The sequence below is a fragment of the Acinetobacter gerneri DSM 14967 = CIP 107464 = MTCC 9824 genome (assembly GCF_000368565.1).
Taxonomy (GTDB): Bacteria; Pseudomonadota; Gammaproteobacteria; order Pseudomonadales; family Moraxellaceae; genus Acinetobacter; species Acinetobacter gerneri.
This window is the reverse complement of the sequence record NZ_KB849533.1, coordinates 107,827-123,251: the sequence shown is the minus strand read 5'-3', so window position 1 is coordinate 123,251 and position 15,425 is coordinate 107,827. Positions and strand designations below refer to the sequence as shown.

General features: G+C 38.0%; 17 protein-coding genes and 1 riboswitch. Of the genes, 10 read left to right on the top strand and 7 right to left on the bottom strand.

The window, feature by feature from the left end:
- Positions 1-71: 71 nt before the first annotated feature.
- A riboswitch (Fluoride riboswitch) is annotated at positions 72-137 on the bottom strand.
- A 327-nt stretch (positions 138-464) separates the two neighbouring features.
- The 3 genes from F960_RS00880 to F960_RS00870 are packed head-to-tail and all read left to right on the top strand — an operon-like array spanning position 465 to position 2,203.
- The gene (locus F960_RS00880; RefSeq protein ID WP_004854941.1) at positions 465-1,139 is read left to right on the top strand and encodes a CsgG/HfaB family protein; all 675 of its coding nucleotides are present in this window, start codon (positions 465-467) and stop codon (positions 1,137-1,139) included.
- Between the two features lie 15 nt (positions 1,140-1,154).
- Positions 1,155-1,523, top strand: a complete 369-nt coding sequence (locus tag F960_RS00875) for a DUF4810 domain-containing protein (protein ID WP_004854938.1) — start codon at positions 1,155-1,157, stop codon at positions 1,521-1,523.
- Positions 1,520-2,203 (top strand): DUF799 domain-containing protein, encoded by a 684-nt coding sequence (locus F960_RS00870; RefSeq protein WP_004854934.1) that lies wholly within the window; start codon positions 1,520-1,522, stop codon positions 2,201-2,203. The genes F960_RS00875 and F960_RS00870 overlap by 4 nt, the downstream gene beginning before the upstream one ends.
- 48 nt (positions 2,204-2,251) lie before the next feature.
- Here F960_RS00870 and F960_RS00865 read toward each other — a convergent pair whose 3' ends face one another.
- Entirely contained in the window at positions 2,252-2,926 is a 675-nt protein-coding gene (locus F960_RS00865) for a YoaK family protein (protein WP_004854931.1), read from the bottom strand.
- A gap of 108 nt (positions 2,927-3,034) precedes the next feature.
- On the opposite strand from F960_RS00865, the gene F960_RS00860 reads away from it, so the two are divergent.
- Positions 3,035-3,808 (top strand): AraC family transcriptional regulator, encoded by a 774-nt coding sequence (locus F960_RS00860; RefSeq protein WP_004854928.1) that lies wholly within the window; start codon positions 3,035-3,037, stop codon positions 3,806-3,808.
- Here the strand turns inward: F960_RS00860 and F960_RS00855 are convergent.
- Both F960_RS00855 and dusA read right to left on the bottom strand, forming a co-directional pair.
- Positions 3,805-4,335 carry a hypothetical protein gene (locus F960_RS00855; protein WP_154650712.1) on the bottom strand — a complete coding sequence of 177 codons (531 nt, stop codon included), beginning with the start codon at positions 4,333-4,335 and terminating at the stop codon, positions 3,805-3,807. The genes F960_RS00860 and F960_RS00855 overlap by 4 nt on opposite strands.
- Before the next feature lie 168 nt (positions 4,336-4,503).
- On the bottom strand, positions 4,504-5,535 hold the full coding sequence (gene dusA / locus F960_RS00845) for a tRNA dihydrouridine(20/20a) synthase DusA (RefSeq protein WP_004854920.1): 1,032 nt from the start codon (positions 5,533-5,535) through the stop codon (positions 4,504-4,506).
- A 448-nt stretch (positions 5,536-5,983) separates the two neighbouring features.
- Here dusA and F960_RS00840 point away from each other — a divergent pair, with 448 nt between their 5' ends.
- Positions 5,984-6,172 (top strand): hypothetical protein, encoded by a 189-nt coding sequence (locus tag F960_RS00840; protein WP_004854916.1) that lies wholly within the window; start codon positions 5,984-5,986, stop codon positions 6,170-6,172.
- Positions 6,173-6,319: 147 nt separating this feature from the next.
- Here the strand turns inward: F960_RS00840 and F960_RS00835 are convergent, their stop codons facing one another.
- Together F960_RS00835 and F960_RS00830 are read right to left on the bottom strand one after the other, a co-directional pair.
- Complete coding sequence (locus F960_RS00835; protein WP_004854914.1) at positions 6,320-7,510, bottom strand: MFS transporter; 1,191 nt, start codon at positions 7,508-7,510, stop codon at positions 6,320-6,322.
- A 54-nt stretch (positions 7,511-7,564) separates the two neighbouring features.
- Positions 7,565-7,996 carry a RidA family protein gene (locus F960_RS00830; RefSeq protein WP_004854911.1) on the bottom strand — a complete coding sequence of 144 codons (432 nt, stop codon included), beginning with the start codon at positions 7,994-7,996 and terminating at the stop codon, positions 7,565-7,567.
- 64 nt (positions 7,997-8,060) lie between these two features.
- Here F960_RS00830 and soxR point away from each other — a divergent pair, with 64 nt between their 5' ends.
- On the top strand, positions 8,061-8,543 hold the full coding sequence (gene soxR / locus F960_RS00825; protein WP_004854909.1) for a redox-sensitive transcriptional activator SoxR: 483 nt from the start codon (positions 8,061-8,063) through the stop codon (positions 8,541-8,543).
- A gap of 97 nt (positions 8,544-8,640) precedes the next feature.
- Here the strand turns inward: soxR and F960_RS00820 are convergent, their stop codons facing one another.
- Positions 8,641-9,510 carry an LD-carboxypeptidase gene (locus F960_RS00820; protein ID WP_004854906.1) on the bottom strand — a complete coding sequence of 290 codons (870 nt, stop codon included), beginning with the start codon at positions 9,508-9,510 and terminating at the stop codon, positions 8,641-8,643.
- Positions 9,511-9,568: 58 nt separating this feature from the next.
- Positions 9,569-10,495, bottom strand: a complete 927-nt coding sequence (locus F960_RS00815; protein WP_004854903.1) for a DMT family transporter — start codon at positions 10,493-10,495, stop codon at positions 9,569-9,571.
- Between the two features lie 961 nt (positions 10,496-11,456).
- Here F960_RS00815 and F960_RS00810 point away from each other — a divergent pair.
- The 4 genes from F960_RS00810 to F960_RS00795 all read left to right on the top strand — a co-directional run bounded on the left by F960_RS00810 (position 11,457) and on the right by F960_RS00795 (position 15,207).
- On the top strand, positions 11,457-12,584 hold the full coding sequence (locus F960_RS00810) for a Re/Si-specific NAD(P)(+) transhydrogenase subunit alpha (RefSeq protein ID WP_004854899.1): 1,128 nt from the start codon (positions 11,457-11,459) through the stop codon (positions 12,582-12,584).
- 11 nt (positions 12,585-12,595) lie between these two features.
- Positions 12,596-12,910 carry a proton-translocating transhydrogenase family protein gene (locus F960_RS00805; protein WP_004854893.1) on the top strand — a complete coding sequence of 105 codons (315 nt, stop codon included), beginning with the start codon at positions 12,596-12,598 and terminating at the stop codon, positions 12,908-12,910.
- A 12-nt stretch (positions 12,911-12,922) separates the two neighbouring features.
- Positions 12,923-14,377: an NAD(P)(+) transhydrogenase (Re/Si-specific) subunit beta gene (locus F960_RS00800; RefSeq protein ID WP_004854890.1), complete on the top strand. Its 1,455-nt coding sequence runs from the start codon at positions 12,923-12,925 to the stop codon at positions 14,375-14,377.
- Positions 14,378-14,505: 128 nt separating this feature from the next.
- Complete coding sequence (locus F960_RS00795) at positions 14,506-15,207, top strand: XAC2610-related protein (RefSeq protein ID WP_004854885.1); 702 nt, start codon at positions 14,506-14,508, stop codon at positions 15,205-15,207.
- Positions 15,208-15,425 lie beyond the last annotated feature (218 nt).

Below are 15,425 nucleotides of genomic sequence, written 5' to 3'. Positions count from 1 at the left end.
AGGATCATCTCTGTGCTCCAAAATTCTATTTATAAAAACAGAGCACAGACCTACGCTCCCTGTTTTTATGGGAAGACGTAGGTATCATCAGCCTAAGGGCGGTTTGTAATGGGAGGAATACCATCTCCTAAGCTTCAAATTATAGAAATTTGATTGTGTAAAATCAAATGCTGATTTGGGGTGAGACGAGCTTGCTATTTTATAGCTGTTTTTAAAGCAATATTTTTCATGAATTTGAACGTTAAACTTTCAAATTTATAGCGTCATATTTACAATCAATATCACTGGAAAATTATAGTTTAAAACCATCTAATGTCTTGGAATATATTATTTTAATCAACACATTAAAAACTTAATTTGATTAAATAATAATCCAACAAGTTACATGATCTTCATCATTTCTACATATTTTGATTGTTTTCAATTATAGTAAATCCACATTAAAAAATATGATGATGTGAAAAATGAATAAATTTTCTAGCTTAGCTTTTTTAGCTTCAACACTTGTACTTACTGCATGTTCAACAACAGAAACTTCAAAAACCATTCAAAGTCCACAAGTGACTGCTGCAACAGCACAAGTGAAATATACTGGGGTAAAAACACCTGTTTCTATTGGTAAATTTGATAATCGTTCAAGCTATATGCGTGGCATATTTTCAGATAATGTTGACCGTTTAGGTGGGCAGGCTAAAACTATTTTAGAGACACATTTACAGCAAACAGGTTATTTTTCTGTATTAAATCGAGACAATCTATCTGAATTAAAACAAGAAGTTGGATATAGCAATAGCAGTCAAAACATCAAGGGTGCACGTTATGTGATTACAGGTGATGTCTCTGAATTTGGACGTAAGGAAATTGGCGACCAACAATTATTTGGTATTTTAGGGCGTGGTAAACAACAGGTTGCGTATGCCAAAGTGAATTTAAATGTTGTCGATGTTCGTACTTCTGAAGTCGTACATTCAGTGCAAGGTGCTGGTGAGTATGCTTTGAGTGCCCGTGAGGTTTTAGGTTTTGGCTCAACTGCATCTTATGATTCAACATTGAATGGCAAAGTTTTAGATTTAGCGGTGCGTGAAGCGGTCAATCATCTTGTCGCTGATATTCAAAGTAATCGTTGGTCTATTCAATAAAAAGTAGCAATGAAAATGAAAAAAAATATATGGCTTGCTGCCTTTGCACTTTCCTTAGTTGGGTGTGCTTCAGCACCTAAACCGCTCTATCAATGGGGATCTTTTACTCAGCAAACTTATTTGATGTATAACACACCAGAAAAAGCAACGCCGAGTATGCAAATCATCAAACTTGAGTCCGAGATTGAAAAGGCTAAAGCGAAAAATTTAGCAGTACCACCGGGTTTGTATGCGCATTTGGGACTGATGTATTTACAGCAAAACAATCCGCAAAAAGCATCTGAAAATTTTCAATTAGAGCGTCAAGTCTATCCTGAGTCCACGATATTGATGGATCGTCTTTTGCAAAAAATGAATGCCAATGCAGGTGGGGTACAACGATGATCAAAACCTTAATCGCGAGCACGGTTGTACTGACGAGTTTGTTCTTTACAGGCTGCGTGAATACACCGAGCAGTGGTCCAAAAGATATTTCAGCATATCAATCACATATGCCAAAATCTATTTTGATTTTACCTCCGTTAAATGATTCACCTGATGTCAAAGCGACCTATAGCTATTGGCCAACGGTGGTGATACCTGTAGCTGAAGCGGGCTATTATGTTTTTCCATTATCCATCGTCGACAATATGTTTAAGGAAAATGGCATAAGCAATGCTCATGATGCGCAGGATATTCCTCCACAAAAACTTCAAGAAATTTTTGGCGCGGATGCGGCTTTATACATACGTATTAAAGAATATGGCTCAAAATATCAGGTCATTCAAAGTGTTTCTTCTGTTGCGGCTGAAGCCAAACTTGTCGATCTGAAAAGTGGTGAGGTGCTTTGGACGGGTGATAAAAAAATCGTTCAATCCAGCAGTGATGGCAATAGTGGTCTGATCGGTGCATTGGTCGGCGCGTTGGTAGAGCAAATTTCAAGTAGTTTGAATGACCATGCCTATCCGATTGCGAGTAATGTAAATATGCAAATGTTGAGTCCTACACCCAATAAACCTGGCGTAGGACTGCTGTATGGACCGCGTTCACCACAGTTTCAACAAGAAGGTTTAGCAAAAAAATAATTTGTTCAACAAATCAGAAGCCATTCATAGCGTCTATGAATGGTTTTTTTATTTTGCATATTGATCTTTTTTAATATAAATCAAGATCATCAGTGCAGGTGGTACAAAGAAAATCCACATTAAAGCAAAGTGATAGACGATCGCTGCGATAGCACAACCGATGGCAAAGCTAATCATCACCGGAAGGATTTTCTTGAAACGGGTTTTGATTGCGACTTTGTCAGTTTTTTCAGATTTACTGAGTAGATCTCCAACATCGAGCATCAATTGTGTGGTTGAACCAGTCATAACTGTTGTCGGTGATTCTTTAACCCAATGTAAACGATGCATTGCATTTTGGATCGCCATACCACAGATCAAAAGCATCCCGACAACAAATGCAGGCCAGTGATCTCCTTCTGGAAAAGGAAGATATTTCACAGAAATTAGAGCTGCCAATAAATACAAAGTAAATTTACTTTTTAATAAAAATGTATAAGAACTTTTTTGTTGAGACAAAAATAGTTGATCAATTAATTTACTGGCGATCACAGCGATACAAAACATCGGTAAAGCCAACAGTTTGGCCAAAGCACCTGAGTGATTATCTGTTACCAATGCTGCACCTAAAGTGACGAAGTTACCTGTCACGTGAGCTGCGAATAATCCATGTATCGCCAAAAAGCTGGCGGTATCGATATAGCCCGCATTGAAGCTGAGCAGTGTTGGGAGTCTGAGTTGCATTTTATTTTCTCGTAATTTTGACCAACTGGCGTTTATAGGTATTTTCTGATAAAAATTATTTAATTTCTTTCGTGAATCTGCCAATACTTTTAGCGAGATTGCCATTTTATGTTCATGCAAAATCCTCTACTTGTGACCCGCCCTGAACATTCCTCTGGGCGGGAAATTTCATTTCATCAGCATCAGCAAGCACAGCTTTTGATTGTTGAAAAAGGGACTTCTCGTATTCAGGGTGAGCAGGGTTGGTGGTTAGCAATGCCAGATACTGCCATTTATATCCCACCCAATATAGAACATCGTGCACTTTATAATAAAGAAACAATTTTATTGAATTTGGTATTTGATATTTATCCTGAACAGGCTTTACCTGATCAGATTAGTTTGATCCTTGTATCAAATTTAATGAAGGCTTTAGCTGAGCAGGCATTATTATTAAACCAAAAAAATGAACGGCAGATGGATCTAGAGCAACTGGCATTGATCAAGCAACTGATGCTTTTACAGCTTGGACAACGAGTACAAAGCAGTACACTTTATGTTGCTAGTGGTATCGATAAACGATTGAAATATATTACCAATAAACTAAAAAATGATCCGAGCTGTGATGCTTCTTTGCAACAGTTTGCGACCGAGGTGCATAGTAGCGTTCGAACAATTGCACGATTATTTGCCCAAGAAATAGGACTTTCTTTTAGTCAGTGGCGTGAAAAACTGCGCATGATTATCGCAATCGAGCGTTTGATCGCGGGACAAAGTATAACGGAGCTTGCTATTGATCTGGGGTATCAAAGTTCAAGCAGCTTTAGCACCGCATTTCGACGTGTTATGGGAATTCCTCCAAAACAGTATTTACAGCAATCTAAGTCAGAACTAAGACCTTAAAATGTTGCTAGATAGCGCAAATTTAACAATCCACTAAAACAACAAATAAAAATACAAATCGTAAAAGTAAAAACATAGCTATACAGCCAATTTTCAAGTAATTGCCTTGCTAAAGATGTTTCTAAATCAGGTTGTTTTAGCAGTTTAAAAATGAGAAAAAGCAAGCCATTTAACAGGAGAAAAATACATAGGCAGAGCATCACAAGGCATAAAATATAGAGTCGACTACTTGGGGCGATCGCGGAAATAGATTGATAAATCCAAGCTTGTGTATGAAAAGGTAAAAATATAGCGATGAGCAGAATGATCGCGATTAAATCTAAAAAATATAAAAGAACTCGCTGCCCCAAAGAGGTGCTGACTTGAGGTAAAGCTGGGGTTTGTACCGACATCCATTCTGGCACTGCTTGAATATTGTGGCGAGTAAACCAAAACCATCGCGCTTGGGCACGATGAATGACTGGAAACATCAGGCAAATAAAACTGACTATGACCATGTTGATGCTTTGTTCAAATGTAATGCTCACTGCAAAATACCGATCTAGAATCAATATGGATGCAATGCTTGCGATTAACAAAAGAAACACTAAGCTAGAAATAAGAAAAATAACTTTAAGCAGTTTCTTTATTTTTTGAATACTTATTGGTTTTTTTATCATATTTTTACAGCAGTGAAGTGAGTTTAAAAGAGCATATTAACTATGCTCTTCACGGTTTTTTTCTAGTAAATAATCTTCAGTACGTTGCATGGCTTCTTTAATATTTTTGATGGCATTTTCAACATCAGCAAAAGTTTTGGCATTGCCACCTGAAAGTGCCTGACGCCATTTTCGAGCACCCGGAAGATTTTGGAAGAGTCCTAAAATATGTCGAGTAATAATCGAAAGTGGTGCGCCTTCTTGCATACGTTTGGAGATATACGGCAACATTTGTTCAATGATATCGAAACGATTTGGCATATCTAAGTCCCAAAACTCGGAATATTCGGCAAGTAGATATGGATTGTGATAAGCCTCACGCCCGATCATGACGCCATCGACATGTTCTAAGTGCTTTTGAGTTTCTGCCAAAGTTTTGATCCCACCATTGATTTCAATGATTAAATCAGGGCGGTCTTGTTTTAAACGATAGACATCTTGGTAACGCAAAGGTGGAACTTCACGATTTTCTTTCGGTGATAAGCCTTGTAAAAGTGCAATACGAGCATGCACGATAAAATTATTACAGCCTGTTTTTGCGATGGTATCTACAAAATGCAGCATTTCTTCATAAGACTGCATATCATCAATACCGATACGATGCTTCACAGTCACCGGAATATCGACTGCATTTTGCATTTCTGCAATACATTCAGCAACCAAGTCAGGTTCTGCCATAAGGCATGCACCAATTTTATTATTTTGAACACGGTCACTTGGACAGCCAACATTGAGATTGATTTCATCGTAGCCCCAATCTTGAGCCATTTTACTGCAGGTCGCTAAATCTTTTGGATCTGATCCACCCAGTTGTAACACGATGGGATGTTCTTCTTGGTTAAAATCGAGGTGTCGATTTGCGCCGCCATAAATGATTGCGCCTGTAGTCACCATTTCTGTGTATAAAATCACATTTGGATTGAATAAACGTGCAAAGAATCTGTAATCTTTAGTGGTCCAATCCATCATCGGTGCAACGCTGATACGTGGCGTGATTGATTTAGAAGACTTTTGATTTAAATCAGTCATGAAGACACCTGTTTTGGATTTGAGACTCGATCAAGAATTTCAACGATTCGATCATTTTAGCTGGCTTTTAGATTCTATAGTCTAAGTTCAAGATATTTAAAGTCGTTAAATACAGTAAATATCAAATGAAAATAATGACTCATGTTCTAAAAAATAGCTTTGATTTATACCTGTTAGCAGGAAAATGATGGGAGCGAAGATGAAAATCTAAAATTATTTTCAATGCCGAAATAAAGTTTAGTTCAGCGGGCGCAATATTAGCATAAAAATAAGACGAATACATTTGTGTCTTGATCTGAAAAAATACTAAGTTGATGAAAATAAAAAGTAGAAAAGTATTGTAAAAATAGACTTAAAAAGTTTAGACAAGGGCGCAAATTTGAAATATAAATAAAGCTAAGTATTTTACACTGTTCAATTTTCTAAAAAACGAGATAGGCGATTTAACATGTTTTTAGTTCATCAAGAGAAATACATCGATATTGATAAAATTGAAAGTTTTGTTGCACATCCAAACCGAGATCGCCATTTATATATCACGATGGACAGTGGTATAACGCACAAATTATATTTTGAAAATCAAAATGAACTGTTGCAGGTTATCACTAAAATTCAAGATTCTAGAGATAAAAAATAGTTGATTGTTCAAGCAATAAATTAAAAAAATAGTCTGAACCTATTTCAAAAGATTCAGACTATTTTGTTGGGTCTATTTCATTGCTTTGTTTATTGATGACTGCTCAAAGTTAAGTAAATCATGTGAATAGTCATATCATTTTCATGATCAGGCAATCTGTTTTTTACTAGAATAGATCGTATCGACAATGGCGAAAAAGGCAGAACAAAGGACTAAACATAGCCCTGCCAAACAGGTCATTGTCCATCCACCGTGATGCCAAGCATAGATACCGAGTGCAGATCCACATGCACCACCAATAAAATAAGTGGTCATATAAATAGAGTTAATTCGAGACTTCGCATCAGGTCTTAAACGGAAAATGATACTTTGATTGCTACTATGCGTGATGGCTAAACCCAAATTGATCAGACCGTAGCCCATGGTGTAAAAGACCAGAGATTTCCCACCAAGATATAAGATTCCCCAACTACATGCCAATATCGCGATGCCAACAAAAGTGAGCAGACGAGTATGACCTTTGTCAGCAAATTTGCCTACAAAAGTGGTCGATAGCGCGCCGAATACACCGATTAAAGTCACTACACCGACTAAAGCATCTGGTAAATGGAAAGGTTCACTTGTTAAGAGAACTGCGATTGTTGAAAATAAAATACTCATCGCAGCAAAAGCAAAACCACCAATCAATGCTCGTAGCACTAGACGTTTTTCTTGGGTTAGCAATGATCCCATTGAGCTAAAAATTTGCGCATAACTCATTTTCAAAGTCGGTACTTGTGGTAAACGAGATTTGAGCAAAAAAATCAAAATCAGCATCAGAACAGAGCTGACTAAATAAATAGCTCTCCAGCTAAAAAGATTTGAAAGTAAGCCTGATAAACTCGTTGATAATAGGATACCAACCAATAAACCACTCATCAGGAAGCCGACGACTTCCCCAGTTTTTTCAGGTTTAACTGCCATGGTTGCCAGTGGAATGAGTACTTGTGCCGCAACAGAAAATAAGCCAGCGATAATTGTCCCGATCCAAAGCATGCTTAGATTGGTAGAGAGACCGCAGAGCAATAAGCCAAAGGCTGCAATAAACATTAATAGAGGAATAAATTTGGTTTTATTGACGATATCGCCAACAGGAACCAAAAATAATAACCCCAAAGCATACGAAACTTGGGCGAATGTGACAGTCAGTGCAACTTGTGATTCGGGAACATTAAAATACTGTTGAATAGAATGTACTAAGGGCTGGCAATAATAATTTAACCCTGCGCATAAACCACAGGCGATTGCCATAAGCCAAAGTAAAGACTTATTTTGACTAATATCTTGATGAGGATCCATAAAATTTCCTTGCTATGATCTGAGCTTATTTACATAAAAATCATCAAATAAGCTTTAAATACAATATGCGGTAGCTTCGATTTCGATTTGCATACCGGGTATAGCAAGACACGGAACAGGGATCAGCGTACACGCAGGAAAATCGTGGTTTCCCCAAAGTGATTGCATTTCCTGTATTAAAAACTGATGTTTTTTGGGGGTAAAATCGACCACCAAAATTCTTAAAACAGCGATATCTAACACTTTTGCATCGACATGTTCGAGCGCATGTTTAATATTTAAAAATGCTTGATGAACTTGTTCTGAAAAATGTTTGGATAATAGTCCTCGTTGGTTTTCACCACCTTGTCCTGAGATGTGAAGAACACGTAGAAAGTGTTTGACTTCAGCCACGTGACTATACGCAAAAGGCTTGGGATTATAAAGTGTATTTGGGTTAACTAGGCTAAATGGCTTGAGCTGATACAAGTCGACATTTGAGTTCATTATATTTTCCGCAAGTTGGTTTTTTGCTAGTATCAAAGCTCAAGTTAACTTGAGGTCAAGTAAAATGTCAGAAAAAGAATTGCATCAATGGCTCAGCATAGGTGAACTGGCACAGCGTAGTGGAATAAGCGTTGCTGCAATACGTTTTTATGAAGAAAAAAACTTGATTTGGAGTACTCGGACTTCGGGTAATCAACGTCGTTACCAACGAGCGATGCTGCGCCGTGTAGCCATCGTAAAAATGGCGCAACAAGTGGGAATCAGTCTGCAAAAAGTCCAAGAGGCTTTTGAATTTTTACCCAGAGATAAAGTCGCAAGTAAAAAAGATTGGCAACGCATGTCACAAAAATGGCAGGCTGAACTCGATCAGCACATCACTAAAATGTTGCAGCTTAGGCAGCAGCTAGATAAGTGTATTGGTTGTGGTTGTTTATCTTTAAAGCAATGCCCACTACGTAATCCAAATGATCAGTTGGCGGAAGAGTCGGCAGGGGCACATTTTCAGGAAATTTTATCTTTTTTGGATGGGGTAAATCAGAAAGTTTGATTTGAATTAAGCAATTTTGAATTAAGTATTAGGCAAATGTTCTACAGCAAGTCATAGAGGAATGGCTCATGTTGGACATTTTCCATTCCTCAAAGTCTCAAATTACCAATTGTCCTTCGCGAATTTCGCCATTTTTCCCAATCCAAAATGGACGGTTATGTTCACCATGACCAAACCACTGACATTCATATAAAGGAATTTGAAGCGGATCGAGATGTTCTGCAATAATTAAATTGAGTGAATGTGGCACATTTTTTTGCGGGCATTGATAAAAATCACCAAGAACGACAGCTTTTAGTTTTGATGTATCAATACTTTGTAATAATTGTACCAAACTACGTTCGATCCGATAGTAAGGCTCGCCGACATCTTCGAGCATTAAAATACTATCTTGTTGGAGTTCAAGCGCATACGGTGTACCTTGCAAACTACACAGCGTGGTGAGATTTCCACCCAATATTTTACAATCATCGATGTGCTGATGTTGATGAGCTATAGCATTGACAGCGCTGATTGCATAATGGCTCGGCTGATCCATAGACAACAGGCGAATCACTTCCAATGCATCCGATGCCAAAGGCATCCCATCTAAGTTTTTACTGGCAATTTCTTGAAATACTGGCGCATGTAAAGATTGACCACCATGCATAGCGATATAATTGAGTAAAACCGTACTGTCTGAATAGCCAATCAACGGTTTTTTTAGCATCCATGTGTCTAAATAAGGTAAAAGCTGTGCTGCACCTGTACCGCCACGGGCACACCAAATGGCATCAATTTCATCATTTAAAAACGCTTCTTTGAGATCATCTATGCGATTTTGAGTGGTGCCTGCAAGATAACGATATTGAGCAAAAGCATGTTGAGAAATGGTGACCTGATGCCCTAAGCGTTCTAAACGTGCTGCAGCCAGTTGAATTTGTTCTGCTTCGACACAGGCACTAGGAGAAAGAATTTGTATATGCATATTTGTCCGAAATTTTAATAGGGGAGTTTAGTGAAACCACTAAAAAGAAAATTCCCCATCAATGTCCAAGTTTCTTTTTGGATAATGAGATCATTATGACACCAATGATATTGAGAATACAACCTAACCATTGTAAAGGGGTCATAGTTTCGCCTAAAAAAGAAACGGCCAAGAGGATCGTTAAAATCGGTCCGATCGACGCGATCATGGCTGATTGTGCAGCCCCTAAACGTTCAATACTTTGCATAATCAGTACTGTTGGAACCACCGTCACAAAAAAGCCCAAAGCCAAACCGTACCAAAGTACCGTGTTGGGTAAGCTCATGATCAAGGCAATAGGATGTGGTGTTGCTAAAGTAAAATGAACTAAAGTACCAATACATGCCACACTTAAGGCTAAACCAGTAAAATTCCATGAACCAAATTTTTGGATTAAACGTGGTGTGAGTAAAAGATAACAAGCAAAGGCTACAGCACTGGCAAAAACTAAGCTGATCCCAATCCATAAGTTCTCTTGCATCGGACCGCTGCTATGCTCTTGCAGCATAACCAAAACCGTACCGCCATAACTGAGCGCAATTGCAAAGATACTTTTGGCATTTAGTCTTTGCTTATAGATAAAACTCGAAGCAATTACGGTTAAAGTTGGATATAAAAATAAAATAATCCGTTCTAGTGAGGCACTGATATACATCAAGCCAGTGAAATCTAGCCAACTCGAAAAATAATAGCCAATCAAACCAGACAAGATGAGTAAGCCCCAATCCTTTTTAGAGATTCCATGATCGTGTCGTCGATTCAGCCAACACAGCAAAAGGAAAAAGGGCAGTGCACTTGCCATCCTCAATGCCATGAGAACAGTACCATTGACTTCAGGTGACAGGGCATAAGCTTGTTTGATAAAGATGGCTTTGGTACTAAATAAGAAAGCCGAGCAGAGCGCAAATAGAGAACCAACCTGCGTTCTGGATAAAAATAATTTCATGATTTCAACTTTAAGGCGTGCCAGTTTATAGAAAACAAAGCATTTGGATATTTAGCAGTATAATTTGATTTATAAATGAAACATTAACAGATCATAAAAATTTTCATAAAAATAATTAATATGATCTAAAACAATATTTTATATGTGGTTTTAAAAAATAAATTTTGCGAAGATTTAGACTGGAAAAATGGAAATGACATTCTAAAAGCCCAAAAAATGTGCATGTGTTGTTTTGGGCTGTTTAAATAAAAAACAAAAAGTGTGTGTCTAAATCACATTTCTGCATCAATTTGGTGCGATTAACGCATTTCACACACAAAAAAGCTAGGTAATATCACACAGGAAAATGGCAAATGAAAAAAAATAAAAAAAAATTATTTTAGTATGAAAATAAAAAATTGAAAAAATCAGATCTAAAAGCCAATCTGTTTTTAGCTAAAAGTCATATAGAATTGGCAAAAAGCTTTAATCACAAAATTGACCAAAAATTGTGTCAAATCAGTCAATTTAATACCGTTAAAATCTGCTATAAATTGTCAGAAAAGCCAATAGGGTTATTTTTTGACTCTAAAAAAATAGTGAAATCATTATAAATAAAGTGCTTCAGGTTTAACTCAACAAAAGTGATGCTTGATGTCAGATATATTGATAACCGTTTAAAAAGCGAATTTTACTTGGGCATAACCAAAAGTTTGTGTTCAAAACCCAAGATTCAATCAATAGCGTGATACAAATTATCAATCATGCTAAAAATTAAATTAAAAAATGAGCGATAGTGAACATGTAATAAATTGATGATATGTGAATCATCAGTCAAAAATATAGTCATTTATTAGCTAAATATTGGGTAGTATTTTCGTAAAGTTCAATTAGAATCCAAAAAATCAGTAAAAAAGATAGTGGGGGGAACATTGCGTTTCGCGATGTTGACCTAAGAAAAAAATTAGCTTGAGGAACGCTCATGCAGATTGGAATCCCAGCAGAAACTGTCGTCGGTGAAAGCCGTATCGCGGCAACGCCTGAGACAGTAAAGAAGTTGATTAGCGCTGGTCACAGTGTAGTCGTTGAACGTGGAGCAGGTGTAAATGCTGCTTATATTGACAGTGCCTATGAACAAGTAGGTGCGACCATCACGGAAGATGCTTATAACGGTAGCCAGATTATTCTGAAAGTTCGTGCTCCAGTTGGTCAAGAAATTGAAAAACTTAGTCCAAATACAGCAGTGGTTGCAATGTTTGATCCATACCGCAATACAGAGTTGGATCAGTTTGCGAGCAAAGGTGTATCTGCATTTGCGTTAGAACTTTTACCACGTACACTTTCACGCGCTCAAAACATGGATGTATTGTCTTCTCAAGCGAACTTGGCAGGTTATAAATCTGTACTTCTCGCTGCTGCAGAATACCAACGCATGTTCCCGATGTTGATGACAGCTGCAGGTACAGTAAAACCTGCACGTGTAGTCATCATGGGTGTTGGGGTAGCCGGCTTGCAAGCAATTGCAACAGCAAAACGTTTAGGTGCAGTTGTTGAAGCAACTGACTTGCGTCCAACAGCTCGTGATCAAGTTGAATCATTAGGTGGTAAATGGTTAGACGTGCCAATGTCTGACGAAGAAAAACAAAAAGCTGCAGATGCTGCTAAAAATGGTTATGGATGGATGCCAGGTGAGCAATATATCCAAGACCAAGCTGTGATCGTTGATAAAGCGGTTTCAAATGCAGACATCGTGATTACCACTGCACTTTTACCGGGTCGTGATGCACCTCGCTTAATCAAAGCTGAAACAGTTGCCAAAATGAAACCGGGTTCAATCATCCTTGATATGGCAGTTGAAACTGGCGGTAACGTTGAAGGTTCTAAATGTGGTGAAAATGTTGTCACTACAAATGGTGTCAAGATCTTAGGTATTCCAAATATTCCGTCTACAGTGTCGACTGAAGCTTCAGCACTGTATGCACGTAACGTTTTTAATTTCGTTGAAACACTCTTTGATAACGATAAAAAATTTGCAATCAATCAAGAAGACGAAATTCAAAAAGCCCTTTTAGTGACTCATGGCGGTCAAGTACTGCTTAAGCGTGGTTAAGGAGAGTCATCATGGTTGAAACTATTACTATTTTCGTCTTAGCCATCTTTGTTGGTTACTACGTGGTTTGGGGTGTGACTCCAGCTTTGCATACGCCGTTGATGGCAGTGACCAATGCACTTTCATCGATCATTATTGTGGGTGCAATGTTGCAAACGATTGGCTTACCAGTTTTGGGTCAAGGCAGTGAAGTAGCATTTCAAAGTATCAATGTAGTGAGTGTACTCGGTGCAGTTGCTGTGTTCTTGGCAAGTATTAACATTTTTGGTGGCTTTGCAGTAACTGCACGCATGCTTGAAATGTTTAAGCCGAAACAAAAGAAATAAGAGGGCATTAAAATGGAATTTATTCGTGATAATGCGAACTGGTTATACCTAATCGGTGCAATCCTTTTTATCTTAACGCTGCGTGGCTTGTCTGGTCCTAAAACTGCGATCCAAGGGAATCGTTACGGTATGATCGCGATGGCGATCGCTGTAATTACCACATTCTTTGTTGCAAATAATCCTGTGATTTGGATGATTATTGGTGCAATGGTGCTTGGTGCAATCGTCGGTATTGCTCGTGCTCGTACAGTACCAATGACTCAAATGCCTGAAACTGTGGCATTGATGCACTCACTTGTTGGTTTGGCTGCGGTATTGATTGCGATTGCTGCGATCTTGCATAACAACCAACTCGAAGATTTGTTTGCGCAAAATGCTGCGGGCTTAACTGCTGCTGGTGTTGAACCATCACACATGTCTAATGTTCATTTATTTGAATTGTTTGTAGGCTGTTTCGTGGGTGCGATTACCTTTACTGCATCAGTATTTGCTTATGGTAAATTGGCTGCTAAAAAATGGGCAAAAACCATTTCTGGCGGTTGGGTAAAACCAGTTCAAGCTTTGATTTTTATTGCAATGTTGGCATGTGGTATCACATTCTTTACAACGCATAATATGCAAGCATTCTGGGCAATGACAGTACTTGCACTTGCTTTTGGTTGGGTTTGGATTGCGCCAGTTGGCGGTGGTGATATGCCAGTTGTGGTATCGCTATTGAACTCATTCTCAGGTTGGGCAGCAGCAGGTATTGGTTTCACACTTGAAAATAACATGTTGATCGTCGCTGGTTCGCTTGTTGGTTCTTCTGGTGCGATCTTGTCTTACATCATGTGTAAAGCAATGAACCGTTCGATCATTAACGTTTTGTTTGGTGGTGCGATGGGTGGTGCTGCGGCGGCATCTGCGGACAAAGGTGAGCAAGTTCAACGTAACTACCGTTCAGGTTCTGCAGATGATGCTGGCTTCTTGATGTCAAATGCGGATAGCGTTGTGATCGTACCAGGTTATGGTATGGCGCAAGGTCGTGCGCAAAATGCGGTGAAAGAATTGTGTGAAATCTTAAAAGAACAAGGTGTAACTGTTCGATTTGCGATTCACCCAGTTGCTGGTCGTATGCCGGGTCACATGAACGTACTTTTGGCTGAAGCTGACGTTGCCTATGAAGACATCTTGGAAATGGACGAGATCAACTCAGATTTCCCTGCAACAGATGTCGTGTTGGTAATTGGTGCAAATGACGTGGTAAACCCTGCGGCAAAAGACGATCCAAGTTCTCCGATCTATGGCATGCCGATCCTTGAAGCACATAAAGCACGTACCATCATGGTGATCAAGCGCTCTATGGCAACAGGTTATGCGGGTCTAGACAATGATTTGTTCTATAACGACAAAACCATGATGATCTTTGGTGATGCCAAGAAAGTCGTTGAAGAAATGACAAAAGCCATTAATGGTGGCGGACATTAATTTTAAAGATTAATCCTCACTAACCCTCCTTTAATAAAGGAGGGCGTTATAGGCCACCTACGGGTGGTTTTTTATATGCTGAAATTTGCTACTATCTCAGCTAGATCGTTTGAAAAAGTAGAATAAAGATGAAATTATTTTTTAAATTACAATTGATAAATTTAGCTTTTATTTTGATGGTTTTAAGTCAAAGCTCTCATGCGCAAATTTTTGAGATTAGAAATGGTTCCAAAAAATATGATGCAAAAATTAATGTGGAATGTGACCAAGACCAATGTGGTGGTAAAGCTAAAATTACCTTATATCCAAAAGGCACGAAACATGAGCTACAGAGCTTTGATTCTGATGAACTTACGATATATCTAGATAAAAACTTTAAACCTTCGGTGAATGTGATCCAGCTTTATAACGAACAAAGCCCACTTATTTTTGATGATTTTAATTTTGATGGTACTGAGGATTTAGCCATACGAAATGGTAATTATGGTTCCTATGGTGGGCCTGTTTATGATGTTTATGTGTTTAATAAAACTAAGAAAAAATTTGTACTGAGTGATGAGTTATCAAGTTTAACGCAAGAAAATTTGGGTATGTTTCAAATTGATGCTGCTAAAAAACGAATTATTACATTTAATAAAAGTGGTTGTTGTTATCACATTACATCTGAATACATGGTTGTGCCAAATAAGGAATTATTACTTGTTCGTGAATTTATTGAAGCAGTAGTTACATCGGGTGAGAAAGTCGAAGTGACTGATCGTAATCTAGTCAATGGTAAGTGGAAAGAAAAAACAAAGTATTACCCGATAGATCAATATTATAAAGAATGATTTTCGACTATAAAGGTCCGACACTTGTGATGATGTGAATCAGATATTGCTGATTTTTTAGCTTTTGAATTTGCACAATTTTAAGTGTTATAGGCTTTTTGCAGTATCGTATTTTTAGCGTAAATAGGTGCGGAAAAGAATAGAAAATTGCATAAAAGCGCATAATAAATATGGTTTTTCATTTGGCGGATTCAAGCAGCAAGTGCAACAGTATAAAA